The organism is Sporosarcina sp. SAFN-010 (assembly GCF_059415065.1).
The window spans coordinates 212795-227005 of the sequence record NZ_JBPFDS010000001.1; the positions used below are offsets into that span (position 1 = coordinate 212795).

Genomic DNA, 14211 nt, shown 5'->3' on the forward strand with positions numbered 1-14211 from the left:
TTTACGCCTCCATTAATAAAAGTTCTGGATTTCCTAGCAAGTGTTTAAGGTGATTCAACGCTTGTTGCCCCGTTGCTCCATCGATTACTCGATGATCAAACACTAATGACAATGCTAACATAGGTGCAGCAACGATTTCACCATTTTTAACCACTGGTTTTTCTGAAATACGACCAATTCCTAGTATTGCAACTTCCGGATGATTAATAATTGGTGTGAACCACTGACCACCTGCAGAACCAATGTTTGTAATTGAGCAGGAAGCACCCTTCATTTCTGAAGCAGCAAGTTTCCCATCACGGGCTTTACCACCAAGATCAGCAATTTCTTTTGAAATCGCAAACATCGATTTACGATCAGCATGCTTAATGACTGGCACCAAAAGACCACGATCTGTATCCGCTGCAATTCCGATATTGAAGTAATGCTTCTGTATCAATTCTTCAGTCGCATCGTCTAACGACGTATTCAATTCCGGGAATTTACGTAATGTTGAAACGAGCGCTTTCACGACATATGGCAAGTACGTCAGTTTAATATCTTGTTCAGCCGCGATTTCTTTGAACTTCTTGCGGTGTGCAACCAATTCAGTTACATCTACCTCGTCTAGAAGTGTTACGTGTGGAGCAGTATGCTTAGAGTTAACCATCGCCTTCGCAATCATCTTACGGATAGGTGATAGCTTCTCGCGTGTCTCTGGGAAGTCTCCTTCAGGAACTGTAACTGCTTTAGATTGAGCTTGTTGTTCATCCTGACCACCAGCTTGAACACTATCTTCTTGAGTTTGAGCTTGAGCTTCAGCAGATTTGTTACCACCTGCTTTGAATGATTCGATATCATCTTTGACGACCCGACCATTCTTTCCTGAACCTACAACTTGTCGAATATCCACGCCTTCTTCACGAGCGAATTTACGAACTGAAGGCATTGCGATGACACGACGGTTCGGGTCAACTTCTTGACTTGTTGCTTCTCCTGGTGACTCAGGCGTTGCATCTGTTGCAGCACCTGTTTCATCTTTGGGTGCTTCTTTTTTATCAATAGGTTGTCCTTTTTCCGCAGTAGCTTGAACTTGAGATTCTGATTTAGCTTCCTGTTTTTCTTCCGCAGGCGCCTCTTCTGCCTCTTCTACCTCTTCTTCCTCATCTTCGTGATCTGGAGAGTCAATTCGAATCAATTTATCTCCCACAATTGCTACTGTTCCTTCACTTACAAGTATTTCTTCTATAGTTCCTGACACAGGTGAAGGGATTTCCACGACAGATTTGTCGTTTTGTACTTCAAGAAGTGTATCATCCTCGTTAATGGTGTCGCCTTTAGATACGAACCACTTTACGATTTCACCTTCATGAATTCCTTCTCCGATATCTGGTAAACGGAAGTGATATGCCACGTGATCCACCCTCTCCTCAGTCCAATAGACTGGCTATTAAAATTCAAGTACTTTTTTCGCTGTTGCAACAATGTCATCTGCTTTTGGAAGCCAAGTGTTTTCACCTTGTGCAAATGGATAAATTGTATCCGGTGCAGTTACGCGAAGTACTGGTGCCTCAAGACTTAAGACTGCACGTTCCATAATTTCAGAAACGACATTTGCAGCAATTCCGGCTTGGCGCTGAGCCTCTTGCACAACAATTGCACGGTTTGTCTTTTCAACAGATGCAATAATCGTCTCAACGTCTAATGGCTGAATTGTACGCAAGTCGATAACTTCAACGGAGTGACCATCTTTTTCAAGTGCTTCCGCTGCTTTTAGGCTTTCTTGTACCATTGCACCGTAAGTGATGATGGACAAATCAGTTCCCTCACGCTTCACGTCTGCTTTGCCTAAAGGAATTGTGTATTCTTCTTCAGGTACTTCTTGACGGAACGAGCGATACAGTTTCATATGCTCTAAGAAAATGACAGGGTTCTCATCTTTGATTGCAGAGATTAGTAAACCTTTTGCGTCATATGGTGTTGATGGGATAACTACTTTCAACCCAGGCTGAGCGGCAACAAGTCCCTCAAGACTGTCAGCGTGCATTTCTGGTGTAGCCACTCCCCCGCCAAATGGTGAGCGGATAGTAATTGGTGCGTTTAATTTACCTGCACTACGGAAAGACATACGTGCAGCTTGTCCGCTTACTGAGTCCATTACTTCAAATAGGAAACCGAAAAATTGCAGTTCCATTACAGGGCGATAGCCTGTCAATGCAAGACCAATTGCAAGACCACCAATACCTGATTCTGCAAGTGGTGTGTCAAATACTCGTTCTTCTCCGAATTCTTTTTGAAGACCTTCGGTTGCTCGGAAAACCCCGCCGTTTTTACCGACGTCCTCACCAAACACGAGCACGTTTTCATCATTTTTCAATTCCGTGCGCATTGCATCGGTAATTGCTTGGATCATCGTCAATTGTGCCATCGGTTATTTCGACTCCTTTTCCGTGTAGATGTCAAACTGTTCTTGTAGATTGTATGGCATATCGCCTGCATACATAATTTTAAGGAAATCAGTTACCTTTTGCTTTGGTGCTTGGTCCGCTTGTTTGATCGCGTCCTTTATTTCTTGTTTGGCACGTTCAATCACTTCATTTTCTTTTTCTTCGTTCCATAGTTTCTTCCCTTCCAAGTACGTACGGAAACGAACGATTGGATCACGCTTTTCCCATTCGTTATCAATATCAGAAGTACGGTAACGAGTTGGATCATCGCCTGCCATTGTATGTGGACCGTATCGGTAACACATCGTTTCTATCAAAGTAGGACCTTCTCCATTCACTGCGCGTTCTCGTGCGTCTTTCGTAGCTGCATAAACCGCAAGTGGATCCATTCCGTCTACAAGAATACTTGGAATTCCCGCTGCAATACCTTTTTGCGCAAGGGTTTTCGCTGCTGTCTGAACTTCACGTGGTGTTGAAATTGCAAATTGGTTATTTTGCACAACGAAAATAGCAGGTGAACGGAACGCGCCTGCGAAGTTGAGACCTTCGTAGAAATCACCTTGTGATGTACCACCATCACCTGTGTAAGTCATCACAACAGATTTAGTGCCGCGCTTCTGGAAACCAAGTGCCACTCCCGCCGCTTGGACGTATTGTGCACCAATAATAATTTGTGGTGGGAAAATATTAAGTCCTTCAGGAATTTCACTTCCTAAGAAATGCCCACGAGACCAAAGGAACGCCATATGTAACGGCAAGCCGTGGAAAATCAGTTGAGGAACATCACGGTACCCCGGTAATATGAAATCATCTTTTTCTAAAGCAAAGTGAGACGCAAGCTGAGATGCCTCTTGACCTGCTGTTGGTGCGTAAAAGCCAAGGCGTCCTTGACGATTCAGTGCAATCGAGCGCTGATCGAGAATACGCGTATACACCATGCGCTCCATTAGTTTTGTTAATTCTTCATCCGACAGGTTAGGGTCTGATTCTTTATTTACAATCTTTCCGTCCTCATTTAGGATCTGGAACATTTCAAACTTTTCTTCGATCTCATGTAAAACAACTGTTGGATCGAACTGTTTGTTCTTTTCTGCAGCCATTTCGGCAACTCTCCTTCTCTTAACTGTATTAGGTAAATCACGACATTCTATTGATACAATCAATCTTCCACACTCAGTATACTGAAAGGTAAAGGAACGGTCAATGTATGGAGCATATAGATTGTATGCGTCACCAAAAACCTTCGATCTACTCATCGCATCTGTATTAGTACAACCATCATTCTGTATTATAATAGAATAGACTGAAAGTTATCATTCAGATTCAACTTGTTGCGTTTCTTTTAAAGCCTTATTCACTTCCATTGTTGACTGATTGAAAACTAGAGTGGCATCTTCTAGTTTTTCTCGTTGTTTATTGACCGCAACTGTTGCCCCTTCTAATTCTACCCGTTTTACATTTTCCTCAATCAATAATTCATACAGAGAGCTTTGTCTTTCCGTTAGTTCACTGTACAAATTCACGATTTCATAGTGAAGTTCAAACCTCTTCGATAAGGCGGTTTTTAACTTAGCAATCGCCCCTGTTGCTTCGTCACTAGTTTCCGTTGGGAGCGATTCAAGACGTTTAGCTGCTTCCTCTGCATCATTAATTACGCCCAGTTCTTCCGTTATAAGTTTTTTTCTCTCTTTTAGGGAGGTTTCCATTCTAGAAACTCCACTCTCAATGAGTTCTCTTTCTTCCATAGTGAATTCCACTGTTTTATTAAACAAAATCTGTTCTTTTTTCTCTAGCATTGCCAACTGATTTTCATACTCCACAACTTTAGTCTCATACTCCTGAATATCTTTTAAAATCCCCGCTAACTCTTTTTGTGTTTGATCTTGCTCTTCTGTGCATCCACCAACAAAAAGCATCAAACTCATCGGGATGATCATTAATAATTTTCTCACTGTAATCCCCCTACTTTTTAAAGTTCAACAGTAAATCCTTTCCCACGTTTCCTAATTCCATTATACTAAGAAGAGGCACTATATCGAAAAGGAGACACCAACATGATTTTAATGGAAGATATTATACGAGAAGGGCATCCGACACTACGGATGCGCTCTGAAGAGGTAACATTCCCTCTAACCGCTGAAGACAAACAGCTAGCATCCGATTTACTAGAATATGTTATGAATAGTCAAGACGATGACATCGCTGAAAAATATGAGCTACGTGCCGGAATCGGACTAGCAGCACCTCAAGTGAATCACCCCAAAAGAATGTTCGCTTTGCATATTGAACAAGAGAAAGACAAAGATATCAGTCTAGTGGCGATCAACCCAAGAATAGTCAGTCATTCTGTAGAAAAAACGTATTTATCCACAGGAGAAGGTTGTCTATCTGTCGATCGCGAAGTAGAAGGTTACGTGCCAAGATACTCACGGATTACGATAAAAGCTTTCGATGCGGAAGGAAATGAATTCAAAAAACGCTTGAAAGGTCTACCCGCAATTGCATTCCAGCACGAGCTTGATCACTTGAACGGAATAATGTTTTACGATCATATCGATCCAAAGGCTCCTTATAAAGAGATTTCAGATGCACTCCCTTACGAAGGAGAGTAATTTAAACTTGACAGAAAGTTCAAAATATGATATACTTCTTTAACAAGGAGTGATATTGCCATGTATAGGCGCCTGAAACGCAAACTGTTGAAACGGCTGAATGGCATCCTCGGTAAAAAGTCAATCGCATAACGTTGATATGCCCACCCTTCATAAAGGTGGGCTTTTCTTTATTTTCCATGAATGACGTGGTACTATTAAAAGTATCAGTCCAAAAATCGAACGTTAAGAAAAAGGAGAGCACAACATGATCTTTAAAGTTTACTACCAAGAAACCAAGGTACAAGTACCAGTCCGCGAAAACACACAATCATTGTATGTGGAAGCTGAATCCGCACGCGATGTACGCAAAAAGTTACAAAGTCGTAATTATAACATTGAAATTATTCAACATCTTGAAGGGGAGCACCTCGCATATGAGCAAGCTTCTGAACACTTCGAGCTTGAGCAGGTGTAATGCACATGAAGTCTATTAAAAACAATGAAACTGCCGTTTTTGCCTTAGGCGGACTAGGTGAAATCGGTAAGAACACATATGCCGTGCAATTTCAAGATGAAATCATCTTGATTGATGCGGGTATTAAATTCCCAGAAGACGATCTACTCGGAATTGACTACGTCATTCCTGATTACACGTATTTAAAACGCAATGCCGATAAAATCAAAGGACTCTTCATCACCCATGGTCACGAGGACCATATCGGAGGAATCCCATACTTATTGAAACAAGTGAATATGCCTGTTTACGGTGGTAAATTGGCGCTTGGCTTATTACGCAACAAGCTTGAAGAACATGGTCTCGTTCGTTCAACGAAGCTCATCGAGTTTGGTGAAGAAGATGTTTTCAAATTCCGAAAAACTGCTGTATCATTCTTCCGCACGACACACAGTATTCCGGATGCGTATGGTGTCGTTGTAAAAACTCCTTCAGGCAATATCGTGCACACAGGTGATTTTAAATTCGACTTCACCCCTGTCGGAGAACCTGCTAACCTCGCAAAAATGGCTAAAATCGGTAGCGAGGGTGTTCTTTGCCTTCTCTCTGATAGTACCAATGCTGAAGTTCCAAACTTTACAATGTCGGAACGTAAAGTTGGGGATAGCTTGAATGATATCTTTAGAAAAGTAGACGGACGTGTTATTTTCGCAACGTTTGCGTCGAATATCCACCGTTTGCAACAAGTAATTGAAGCTGCACAAATTCACGGACGGAAAGTTGCTGTCTTCGGACGCAGCATGGATAACGCGATAACAATCGGCCGGGAACTTGGCTACATCGATGCACCAAAAGATCTCTTTGTAGATGCGCAAAGCATTAATCGCTTACCTGCAAACGAAGTGATGATTTTATGTACAGGCAGTCAAGGCGAACCGATGGCTGCATTGTCTCGAATTGCTAACGGTACACACCGTCAAGTTCAGATTCAACCCGGTGATACGGTCATCTTCTCGTCTTCACCTATTCCAGGTAATACATTAAGTGTTAATAAGACGATCAACGCTTTGTTCCGCGCTGGTGCTGAAGTCATTCATGGTGCACTGAACAATATCCATACATCGGGTCACGGTTCCCAAGAAGAACAAAAACTGATGCTACGTCTTATTCAGCCTAAATTCTTCATGCCAATCCATGGTGAATACCGAATGCTGAAAATGCATGAAGAACTTGCAATTGCATGTGATGTGGAACCAGATAATATCTTCATCATGTCTAATGGAGATGTCCTCGCACTTACAGAGGATACTGCACGACCTGCTGGGCGCGTACCATCAGGTGACATCTACATTGACGGTAGTGGGATTGGAGATATCGGAAATGTCGTTCTTCGCGATCGTAAAAACCTTTCCGAAGACGGTCTTGTTATTGTCGTCGCAACGATTGATAAGAAACGAAACCGCGTTGTTTCAGGTCCAGACCTAATTTCACGTGGATTCGTTTACATGCGTGAATCTGGCGCGATGATCAATGAAGCCCAATATATGCTAACGCGTCAAATGCACCGCAAATTGTCAACTGGACCAGCTGATATCGGAGTACTGAAAAGTGATATCATCGATTCACTCAGCTCTTACCTATATGACAAGACAAAACGCAGACCTATGATTCTACCTGTGATTCTAGAAGTATAATAAAAACCGCCTTACCCGATTGATGAACCAATCAGGTAAGGCGGTTTTTTAGTGCAGTACTTTTTTCTCAAATCGATGTATGTCCACATCTGATCCAATTACAATTAAAACATCGTTCAATCGAATCTCTTCTATCGCTTGAGGTGAAACTAAAATGTGATCTTCCCGTTTAATCGCGACAATATTGACACCGTATTTTGCACGGATATCCAAGTCTATTAATGTTGCACCTGATAGTTTTTCATTTGCACGGATTTCCACAATTGAATACTCATCGGATAGTTCTAAGTAATCGAGAATATCGTTTGATACCATTCGATTAGCAATGCGTCGTCCCATATCACGCTCAGGATGAATGACGTGGTCTGCCCCAATTTTACGTAATACTTTTTCATGATAATCATTTTGTGCTTTCACCGTAATCATTTGCACACCAAGTTCTTTTAGAATCAGCGTTGTTAAAATACTGGCTTGAATATTCTCCCCAATTGCAACGACAACATGTTCAAAATTACGAATTCCAAGTGATCGTAAAGACGATTCATCGGTAGTATCCGCTGCGACTGCTTGTGTCGCAATTTGAGCAAATTCATCCACTCGCTCTTGAGATTTGTCAATCGCCATAACTGAAGCATCCAGTTCGATCAATTCGTTGACGATACTCCCACCAAAGCGGCCAAGGCCGATGACGACAAATTCCTTTTTCATATCTCATCTCTCCGATTCACGTAAGAATGCGTTAAGTTTACCATAGCTACGCTACTCTCTCAAATATCCAGAAAACCCGACAGTCCGTTTAATGGACTGTCGGGTTTGTAAACTTACTTCTTCATTTCATCAAGTACACGATTTACGCGCTTTTCTAGCATTTTCATGCCACTACCGCCAGCTTGGAAGTGACGAAGTTGACCATCTTTGTCAAATACGTAATACGCGGGAACATACTGATTTTCGAATGCATCGTTCAATTTAAGTTCGCTGTCTACATAAATCGATTGTGTAATGTCGTGTTCAGCAGCAACTGCTTTAATGTTCTCCAAGTCCACATCGTCCTCAGAACGCGGCATGTGGACAGCGACAACATTCAATTCGTCTTTGTACTTATCACGAAATGCATTAACGTCTGGCATCGCTTCTTTACACATATGACAGCTCACTGACCAAAAGTGAATGAGTGTCGGTTTTTCGCCTACAAGTTCAGATTTAGTAACTTCACCGTTCAACCATGCTGTTGCGCCAGCTAGTTCTGGCAATTGTTCACGTAATTTCATGCGTTAGTTCCTCCTCTTGGATAAAAATCCCCGCTACAAAAGTAAGCGGGGAACTTCAATCAAATTTTAGTGTATGAGATTATAGAGTTTCTTGACCAGGACGCCAGTTTGCTGGGCAAAGACCGCCAGTTTGAAGTGCTTGAAGTACACGAAGTGTTTCGTCTACATCGCGACCAATGTTATTGTGGAATACTGTTTGGTATTGCATTTCACCTTCTGGGTTGACGATGAAAAGACCACGCAAAGCAATTCCTTCTTCTTCAATCAAAACACCATAGTTACGAGCTACTTCGTGGTTTGTATCCGCAGCAAGTGGGTAATTCAAATCCCCAAGACCATTGTCTTTACGGTCTGTGTTGATCCAAGCTTTATGTGTGTGAATAGTGTCTGTAGAAACACCGATAACTTCTGCATCAAGGTCTTCAAACTCGTCATAACGATCAGACATTGCAGTAATCTCTGTCGGGCAGACAAATGTAAAGTCCATTGGATAGAAGAACAATACAGTCCACTTATCATTTTTCATGTTTTCTTCAAGGCTTACTTTACCGAATGACTTGTCCGCCATTACAGCTTCCATTTCGAATCTTGGCGCTTGCTTACCAACCATGCGTTCTACCATTCAAAATCCCTCCAATTATCTTCTGGGCAGAATTCTCATCCGCTCAATTCTTCTATAGCTTATCAAATGCTTGTCAGAATATCAATTAGAATGAATCATACATAAGAATCATTATCGAATAATGTCATGTAATTGAGAAGAAGATCAGTTATGACTCTTCACTATCCGTACACATCGAAGGCTTTGCGGGTCTGTCTCCACAAAAGTCGCAAGATGGATCTTCACATGATGCTTCCCGCCATTCGTCACACGACGCACAGTACACAGAATCGAATTCTTCATTATAAACGAGTGAATGCATACAACGAACACAGTGATCCGCCATTTCCGACCATTCGATCATCGTTTCATTATTATATAAAAACACTCGGGAACTACCATCCGGTACCGCTTGCATGTCACTATTAAGTGCAGTCTTCATCAGATTATTCCAGTGCCGGTCTTCCGGGTCAAAATAAAACAGCATTTTCTCGCCCAATCGGAGTCCCCCATTTCTTTGGTATTATTCTACTACGCCTCTAGTAATAACACAACGAAAGCCCGTTATCACACTCTGTTAATGACGCCAGCGGACTAGATATCGTTGCATTGAGCAATGACTACTATTATTGCTTAAAACTACTCTTGATTTCCTGTCATGATTTTGTATAATGAAAGATGCTAAAAGTAAACTTGAAGTTCAGTTATACTAAACTTTCATGAAAGTAGGATGACACATGCAGATCGGCAGCAAAATCAAACGGTTGCGATTACAAAGCGGGCTCACACAAGAAGAGCTTGGTGAACGCACTGATTTGACGAAAGGCTACATTTCTCAATTAGAACGGGATTTGAATTCCCCTTCTATTGAAACGCTTTTCTCCTTGCTCGAAGTTCTCGGTACAACTCCAAAAGACTTTTTTGACGAAACAAAGAAGAGTGATCCCGTCGTATACTCACCTGAACATCAGACAACGTATATAAACGATGAGTTGCATTACAAAATACGCTGGCTCATTCCTAGATCCAATGAAAACGAAATGGAACCCGTACATATTACGTTCTCACATAAAGGAGAGCTGAAACAGTTTGCCCCTTCCCTTTCTGAAACGTTTATCTATGTACTTGTAGGGAACGTTGAAATAGAGATTGGAACTCGTATATATTCAGCAAGTGAGGGCGATGCAGTGTACTATTCTGCAGAAGACCAGCACCGCATTTCAAATGCACACGACGGAATCAGCGAGCTCTTACTCGTCGCTACAGAATCTTACTTATAAAAAGGGGGACCCTCATTGTCCACACAACCAATCATTCGCTTTGAGAATGTCAGCAAACGCTTCGGCGAAGACACAACTGTATTAGATGGTGTTTCATTTGAAATGGAACGCGGAAAGTTCTACACACTTCTCGGCCCTTCCGGCTGCGGGAAAACGACAATCCTACGACTTATTGCTGGATTTTCAGAGCCTTCTGAAGGGACGATTTACTTTAACGGGAAATCTGTCAACCAAACACCTGCCAACGAACGACAAGTGAACACCGTTTTCCAAGATTACGCCCTGTTCCCTCATTTGAATGTCTATGAAAACGTCGCGTTCGGGTTACGCATCAAAAAAGTAAAAAAATCCGAAGTAGATCGACGTGTGAAAGAAGCACTCAAGTTCGTCAACCTTGCGGGCTATGAAAACCGGGAGATTACTGAGATGTCGGGTGGTCAACGACAACGTGTTGCAATTGCACGTGCGATCATCAACGATCCAGAGGTCATATTGTTGGATGAACCCCTTTCTGCACTGGATTTGAAACTACGTTCAGCAATGCAGTATGAGCTGCGAGAGCTACAGCAACGCCTTGGGAAAACTTTCATTTTTGTCACTCATGACCAAGAGGAAGCACTTGCCATGTCCGACGAAATCTTCGTCATGAACTCGGGGCAAATTCAGCAATCAGGGACACCAATCGATATTTACGATGAGCCTATCAACCGTTTCGTTGCTGATTTCATCGGTGAATCGAATATTGTATCTGGCGTCATGATCGAAGACTATCTTGTTGAATTTAACGGGAAACGATTTGAATGCGCTGATGCTGGACTCCAGCCCAATGAGAAAGTAGACATCGTGCTTCGACCCGAAGATATTGAAATTACGCCAGTAGATGCAGGCAAACTGACAGTGACAGTAGACACTTCCCTTTTCCGTGGTGTGCACTATGAAATTTCAACTTACGATCAAGATGGCAATGAATGGCTCGTCCATTCAACGAAAAAAGCTGAAGTTGGCATGCAAATCGGTCTAGACTTCATCCCAGAAAACATTCACGTCATGCGTCTTAACGAGTCCGAAGAAGACTATGATGCGCGACTTGAAGCGTATGGTGCGGCGGATGAAAACTAATCGCGCTAGCCTTCGTTTGTCCATGGTTCCATACTCTCTTTGGATTATACTTTTTGTCATTGCACCGATCGGACTGATCGTGTATTACTCATTTTTCGATTTAAGTGGCAATTTCACATTTGATAACTATAAGAACTTTTTCACTTCTGTCTATCTCAAACTGACAGTGAGCTCATTTTGGTATGCTTTTCTCATTACGTTCTTCTCGTTGCTAATCTCATACCCAACAGCTTATTTTTTAACGAAATTGAAGCATAAACAGCTGTGGCTGTTACTGATCATTATCCCTTCGTGGATTAATCTACTGTTGAAGACATATGCGTTCATCGGCTTAATGGGGTTATATGGACCGGTAAATGCGTTACTTGAAACTGTTGGTATTGGGAAACAACAGATATTGTTCACAGACTTCAGTTTTGTTTTCGTTTCTGTTTATATCTTCATTCCATTTATGATATTACCGATTTTCAATGCTCTGGATAAATTGAATCCTGCACTGATAGACGCCTCTCGAGATCTAGGTGCGAATGCTTGGACAACTTTCAGACGTGTCATCTGGCCTCTTACACTAAACGGTGTGAAGTCTGGTGTTCAAGTTGTATTCATTCCTGCACTTTCGTTATTCATGATCACCCGACTTATTGCAGGAAACAAAGTCATCACGCTCGGTACAGCAATTGAGCAGCAATTCCTCGTTACTCAAAACTGGGGAATGGGCTCAACGATTGCAGTGTTCTTAATTCTATTCATGGTAGTCATCTTGCTTCTAACGACTGCGAACGAAAGGGGGATGGCTGGAAGTGGAAAGAAACGGTAAACTCCCAAAAATCTATTTGACAGCTGTCTTTCTTGTTTTATATGCACCAATTTTCTATTTGATTTTTTACTCATTTAACTCTGGTGGCACGATGTCCCATTTCGAGTCCTTCACATGGGAACATTACGCTGCTGTATTTGAAGATAAACGGCTCATCATCATCTTGCTCAATACAGTAGTCGTTGCCTTACTCTCTGCTTTGATTTCAACGGCAATCGGAGTGATGGGAGCGATCACAATCCATTACATGAAGAACAAAGCGATGCGAAACGCAATGCTTTCCATGAATAGTATTCTTATGGTAAGTCCTGACGTCATCATCGGTGCTTCGTTCCTTATTTTGTTTACACTAGTCGGCATCAAACTCGGATTTGCCTCTGTACTGCTTTCCCATATTGCGTTCAGTATTCCGATTGTCGTCATTATGGTGTTACCGAAATTGCAGGAAATGAGTCCGACACTGATAGATGCTGCACTCGACCTTGGAGCTACTCGAAAAGAAATCATGTCGCGTGTCATTTTGCCATTTATTAAACCCGGGATATTCGCGGGCTTCTTCTTGGCACTGACATATTCTTTGGATGACTTTGCGGTAACGTTCTTTGTAACCGGAAATGGATTCTCGACACTTTCCGTTGAAATATACTCTATGGCTAGAACAGGAGTCACGTTAACGATCAATGCACTCTCGGGTCTCATCTTTGTGATAACAGCTGGTCTGATTTTAGGCTATTATTTCATAACAAATCGACCTAAAACACCTGCTAGGGGGGTCAAACGATGAAAGCGTTAGTACGTGGAGCCATTCTTATTGCGGCAACAGCAGCCATTCTGATGATCATCAATGCACAACTTGCTAAAAGCGGTGCACAATCCGGTGGAAATACGCTGACCGTTTATAACTGGGGTGAATATATTGACCCTGACCTCATAAAGCAGTTTGAAAAAGAAACAGGCATCAATGTCATCTATGAAACCTTCGATTCCAATGAAGGAATGATGGGAAAAATCGAGCAAGGCGGAACGTCTTATGACATTACAGTCCCATCTGAGTATATGGTGGAGATGATGCGTGAAAAAGACTTGCTCATTCCACTCGATTACGACAAGATTCCGAACATCAAAAATATCGATCCCTATTTCAGGGATCTTCCGTTTGACCCTAATAGTACGTACTCCATCCCCTATTTCTGGGGGACTCTTGGGATTGCTTATAATCCATCTTTGTTAGATGGCCAAACGTTTGAGAGTTGGGATAATTTGTGGGATCCTTCCCTCAAACAAGAAGCTGTCCTTGTAGACAGTGCACGCGAAGTCATTGGAATGAGCTTGAATTCCCTTGGCTATTCCTTGAACTCAACAAACGTTGACGAACTTCGTGAAGCGACGGATAAGCTGAAAACGCTAAGCCCGAATATTAAAGCAGTCATCGGGGATGAAGTGACCCAGATGATGATGAATAACGAAGCAGCCGTTTCACTCATCTGGTCTGGGCAAGCAGCGGATATGATGTCTGAGAACGAAGATATCACATATGTGGTCCCGGAAGAAGGTTCGAACTTATGGTTCGACAACATCGTAATCCCAAAGACTGTGAAAAACATCGATGGGGCTTACGAGTTCATCAACTTCATGTTACGTCCTGAAGTCGCTGCTCAAAATGCGGATTACGTAGGCTATTCCACACCTAATAAAGAAGCATTGTCCCTCCTAGATCCAGAGGTCGTTTCTGATGAACGGTATTATCCGGACGAAGAAGCTCGTGATCACTTGGAAGTGTATAAAGATTTAGGGTTGGAAATGCTAGGTACGTATAATGAGTTTTTCTTGGAATTCAAGATGAATATGAAGTAATTCGAGATGTTACAGCAGAAGCGGATTGTCGCTTCTGCTTTTTTTATTTGAAGAGATTGATTTGTCGCGAGGTGGAGATAGATGGTGCGAAAGTTATGTAC

16 protein-coding genes are annotated in these 14211 nt (G+C 42.2%); 8 read left to right on the top strand and 8 right to left on the bottom strand.

The genetic code is table 11. From position 1 onward, the window contains the following. Window position 1: 1 nt before the first annotated feature. The 4 genes from ACR65F_RS01080 to ACR65F_RS01095 form a co-directional block, all read right to left on the bottom strand. Window positions 2-1393, bottom strand: a complete 1392-nt coding sequence (locus tag ACR65F_RS01080) for a dihydrolipoamide acetyltransferase family protein (RefSeq protein WP_440502833.1) — start codon at window positions 1391-1393, stop codon at window positions 2-4. Between the two features lie 36 nt (window positions 1394-1429). Beyond that, the gene (locus tag ACR65F_RS01085; protein ID WP_039044096.1) at window positions 1430-2407 is read right to left on the bottom strand and encodes an alpha-ketoacid dehydrogenase subunit beta; all 978 of its coding nucleotides are present in this window, start codon (window positions 2405-2407) and stop codon (window positions 1430-1432) included. Window positions 2408-2410: 3 nt separating this feature from the next. Next, complete coding sequence (pdhA, locus tag ACR65F_RS01090) at window positions 2411-3526, bottom strand: pyruvate dehydrogenase (acetyl-transferring) E1 component subunit alpha (protein WP_039044095.1); 1116 nt, start codon at window positions 3524-3526, stop codon at window positions 2411-2413. A 213-nt stretch (window positions 3527-3739) separates the two neighbouring features. Beyond that, window positions 3740-4378, bottom strand: a complete 639-nt coding sequence (locus ACR65F_RS01095) for a YkyA family protein (protein ID WP_039044094.1) — start codon at window positions 4376-4378, stop codon at window positions 3740-3742. A gap of 102 nt (window positions 4379-4480) precedes the next feature. On the opposite strand from ACR65F_RS01095, the gene def reads away from it, so the two are divergent. The 3 genes from def to rnjA all read left to right on the top strand — a co-directional run bounded on the left by def (window position 4481) and on the right by rnjA (window position 7168). Further along, window positions 4481-5038 carry a peptide deformylase gene (gene def / locus ACR65F_RS01100; protein ID WP_039044093.1) on the top strand — a complete coding sequence of 186 codons (558 nt, stop codon included), beginning with the start codon at window positions 4481-4483 and terminating at the stop codon, window positions 5036-5038. A gap of 247 nt (window positions 5039-5285) precedes the next feature. Then, window positions 5286-5495 carry a DNA-dependent RNA polymerase subunit epsilon gene (locus ACR65F_RS01105; RefSeq protein ID WP_039044092.1) on the top strand — a complete coding sequence of 70 codons (210 nt, stop codon included), beginning with the start codon at window positions 5286-5288 and terminating at the stop codon, window positions 5493-5495. A 5-nt stretch (window positions 5496-5500) separates the two neighbouring features. Further along, window positions 5501-7168 carry a ribonuclease J1 gene (rnjA, locus tag ACR65F_RS01110; RefSeq protein WP_025785218.1) on the top strand — a complete coding sequence of 556 codons (1668 nt, stop codon included), beginning with the start codon at window positions 5501-5503 and terminating at the stop codon, window positions 7166-7168. Window positions 7169-7216: 48 nt separating this feature from the next. Here rnjA and ACR65F_RS01115 read toward each other — a convergent pair whose 3' ends face one another. The 4 genes from ACR65F_RS01115 to ACR65F_RS01130 form a co-directional block, all read right to left on the bottom strand. Then, window positions 7217-7876 carry a potassium channel family protein gene (locus ACR65F_RS01115; RefSeq protein WP_039044090.1) on the bottom strand — a complete coding sequence of 220 codons (660 nt, stop codon included), beginning with the start codon at window positions 7874-7876 and terminating at the stop codon, window positions 7217-7219. Between the two features lie 113 nt (window positions 7877-7989). Next, window positions 7990-8439, bottom strand: a complete 450-nt coding sequence (locus ACR65F_RS01120) for a TlpA family protein disulfide reductase (protein ID WP_039044089.1) — start codon at window positions 8437-8439, stop codon at window positions 7990-7992. A gap of 79 nt (window positions 8440-8518) precedes the next feature. Then, window positions 8519-9061, bottom strand: a complete 543-nt coding sequence (locus tag ACR65F_RS01125) for a peroxiredoxin (RefSeq protein WP_440502835.1) — start codon at window positions 9059-9061, stop codon at window positions 8519-8521. Window positions 9062-9209: 148 nt separating this feature from the next. Further along, window positions 9210-9539: a hypothetical protein gene (locus tag ACR65F_RS01130; RefSeq protein ID WP_052245990.1), complete on the bottom strand. Its 330-nt coding sequence runs from the start codon at window positions 9537-9539 to the stop codon at window positions 9210-9212. Window positions 9540-9777: 238 nt separating this feature from the next. Here ACR65F_RS01130 and ACR65F_RS01135 point away from each other — a divergent pair, with 238 nt between their 5' ends. From ACR65F_RS01135 to ACR65F_RS01155, 5 genes are read left to right on the top strand one after another with little or no spacing between them, the layout of a single operon-like run. Then, window positions 9778-10320: a helix-turn-helix domain-containing protein gene (locus ACR65F_RS01135; RefSeq protein WP_039044087.1), complete on the top strand. Its 543-nt coding sequence runs from the start codon at window positions 9778-9780 to the stop codon at window positions 10318-10320. Between the two features lie 15 nt (window positions 10321-10335). Beyond that, window positions 10336-11439, top strand: a complete 1104-nt coding sequence (locus ACR65F_RS01140) for an ABC transporter ATP-binding protein (RefSeq protein WP_039044086.1) — start codon at window positions 10336-10338, stop codon at window positions 11437-11439. Further along, window positions 11429-12256 carry an ABC transporter permease gene (locus ACR65F_RS01145; protein WP_082003433.1) on the top strand — a complete coding sequence of 276 codons (828 nt, stop codon included), beginning with the start codon at window positions 11429-11431 and terminating at the stop codon, window positions 12254-12256. Before ACR65F_RS01140 ends, ACR65F_RS01145 begins: the two co-directional genes overlap by 11 nt. Then, complete coding sequence (locus ACR65F_RS01150) at window positions 12240-13040, top strand: ABC transporter permease (RefSeq protein WP_039044085.1); 801 nt, start codon at window positions 12240-12242, stop codon at window positions 13038-13040. Before ACR65F_RS01145 ends, ACR65F_RS01150 begins: the two co-directional genes overlap by 17 nt. Next, the gene (locus ACR65F_RS01155) at window positions 13037-14110 is read left to right on the top strand and encodes an ABC transporter substrate-binding protein (RefSeq protein ID WP_039044084.1); all 1074 of its coding nucleotides are present in this window, start codon (window positions 13037-13039) and stop codon (window positions 14108-14110) included. The genes ACR65F_RS01150 and ACR65F_RS01155 overlap by 4 nt, the downstream gene beginning before the upstream one ends. The last annotated feature ends 101 nt before the right edge of the window (window positions 14111-14211 follow it).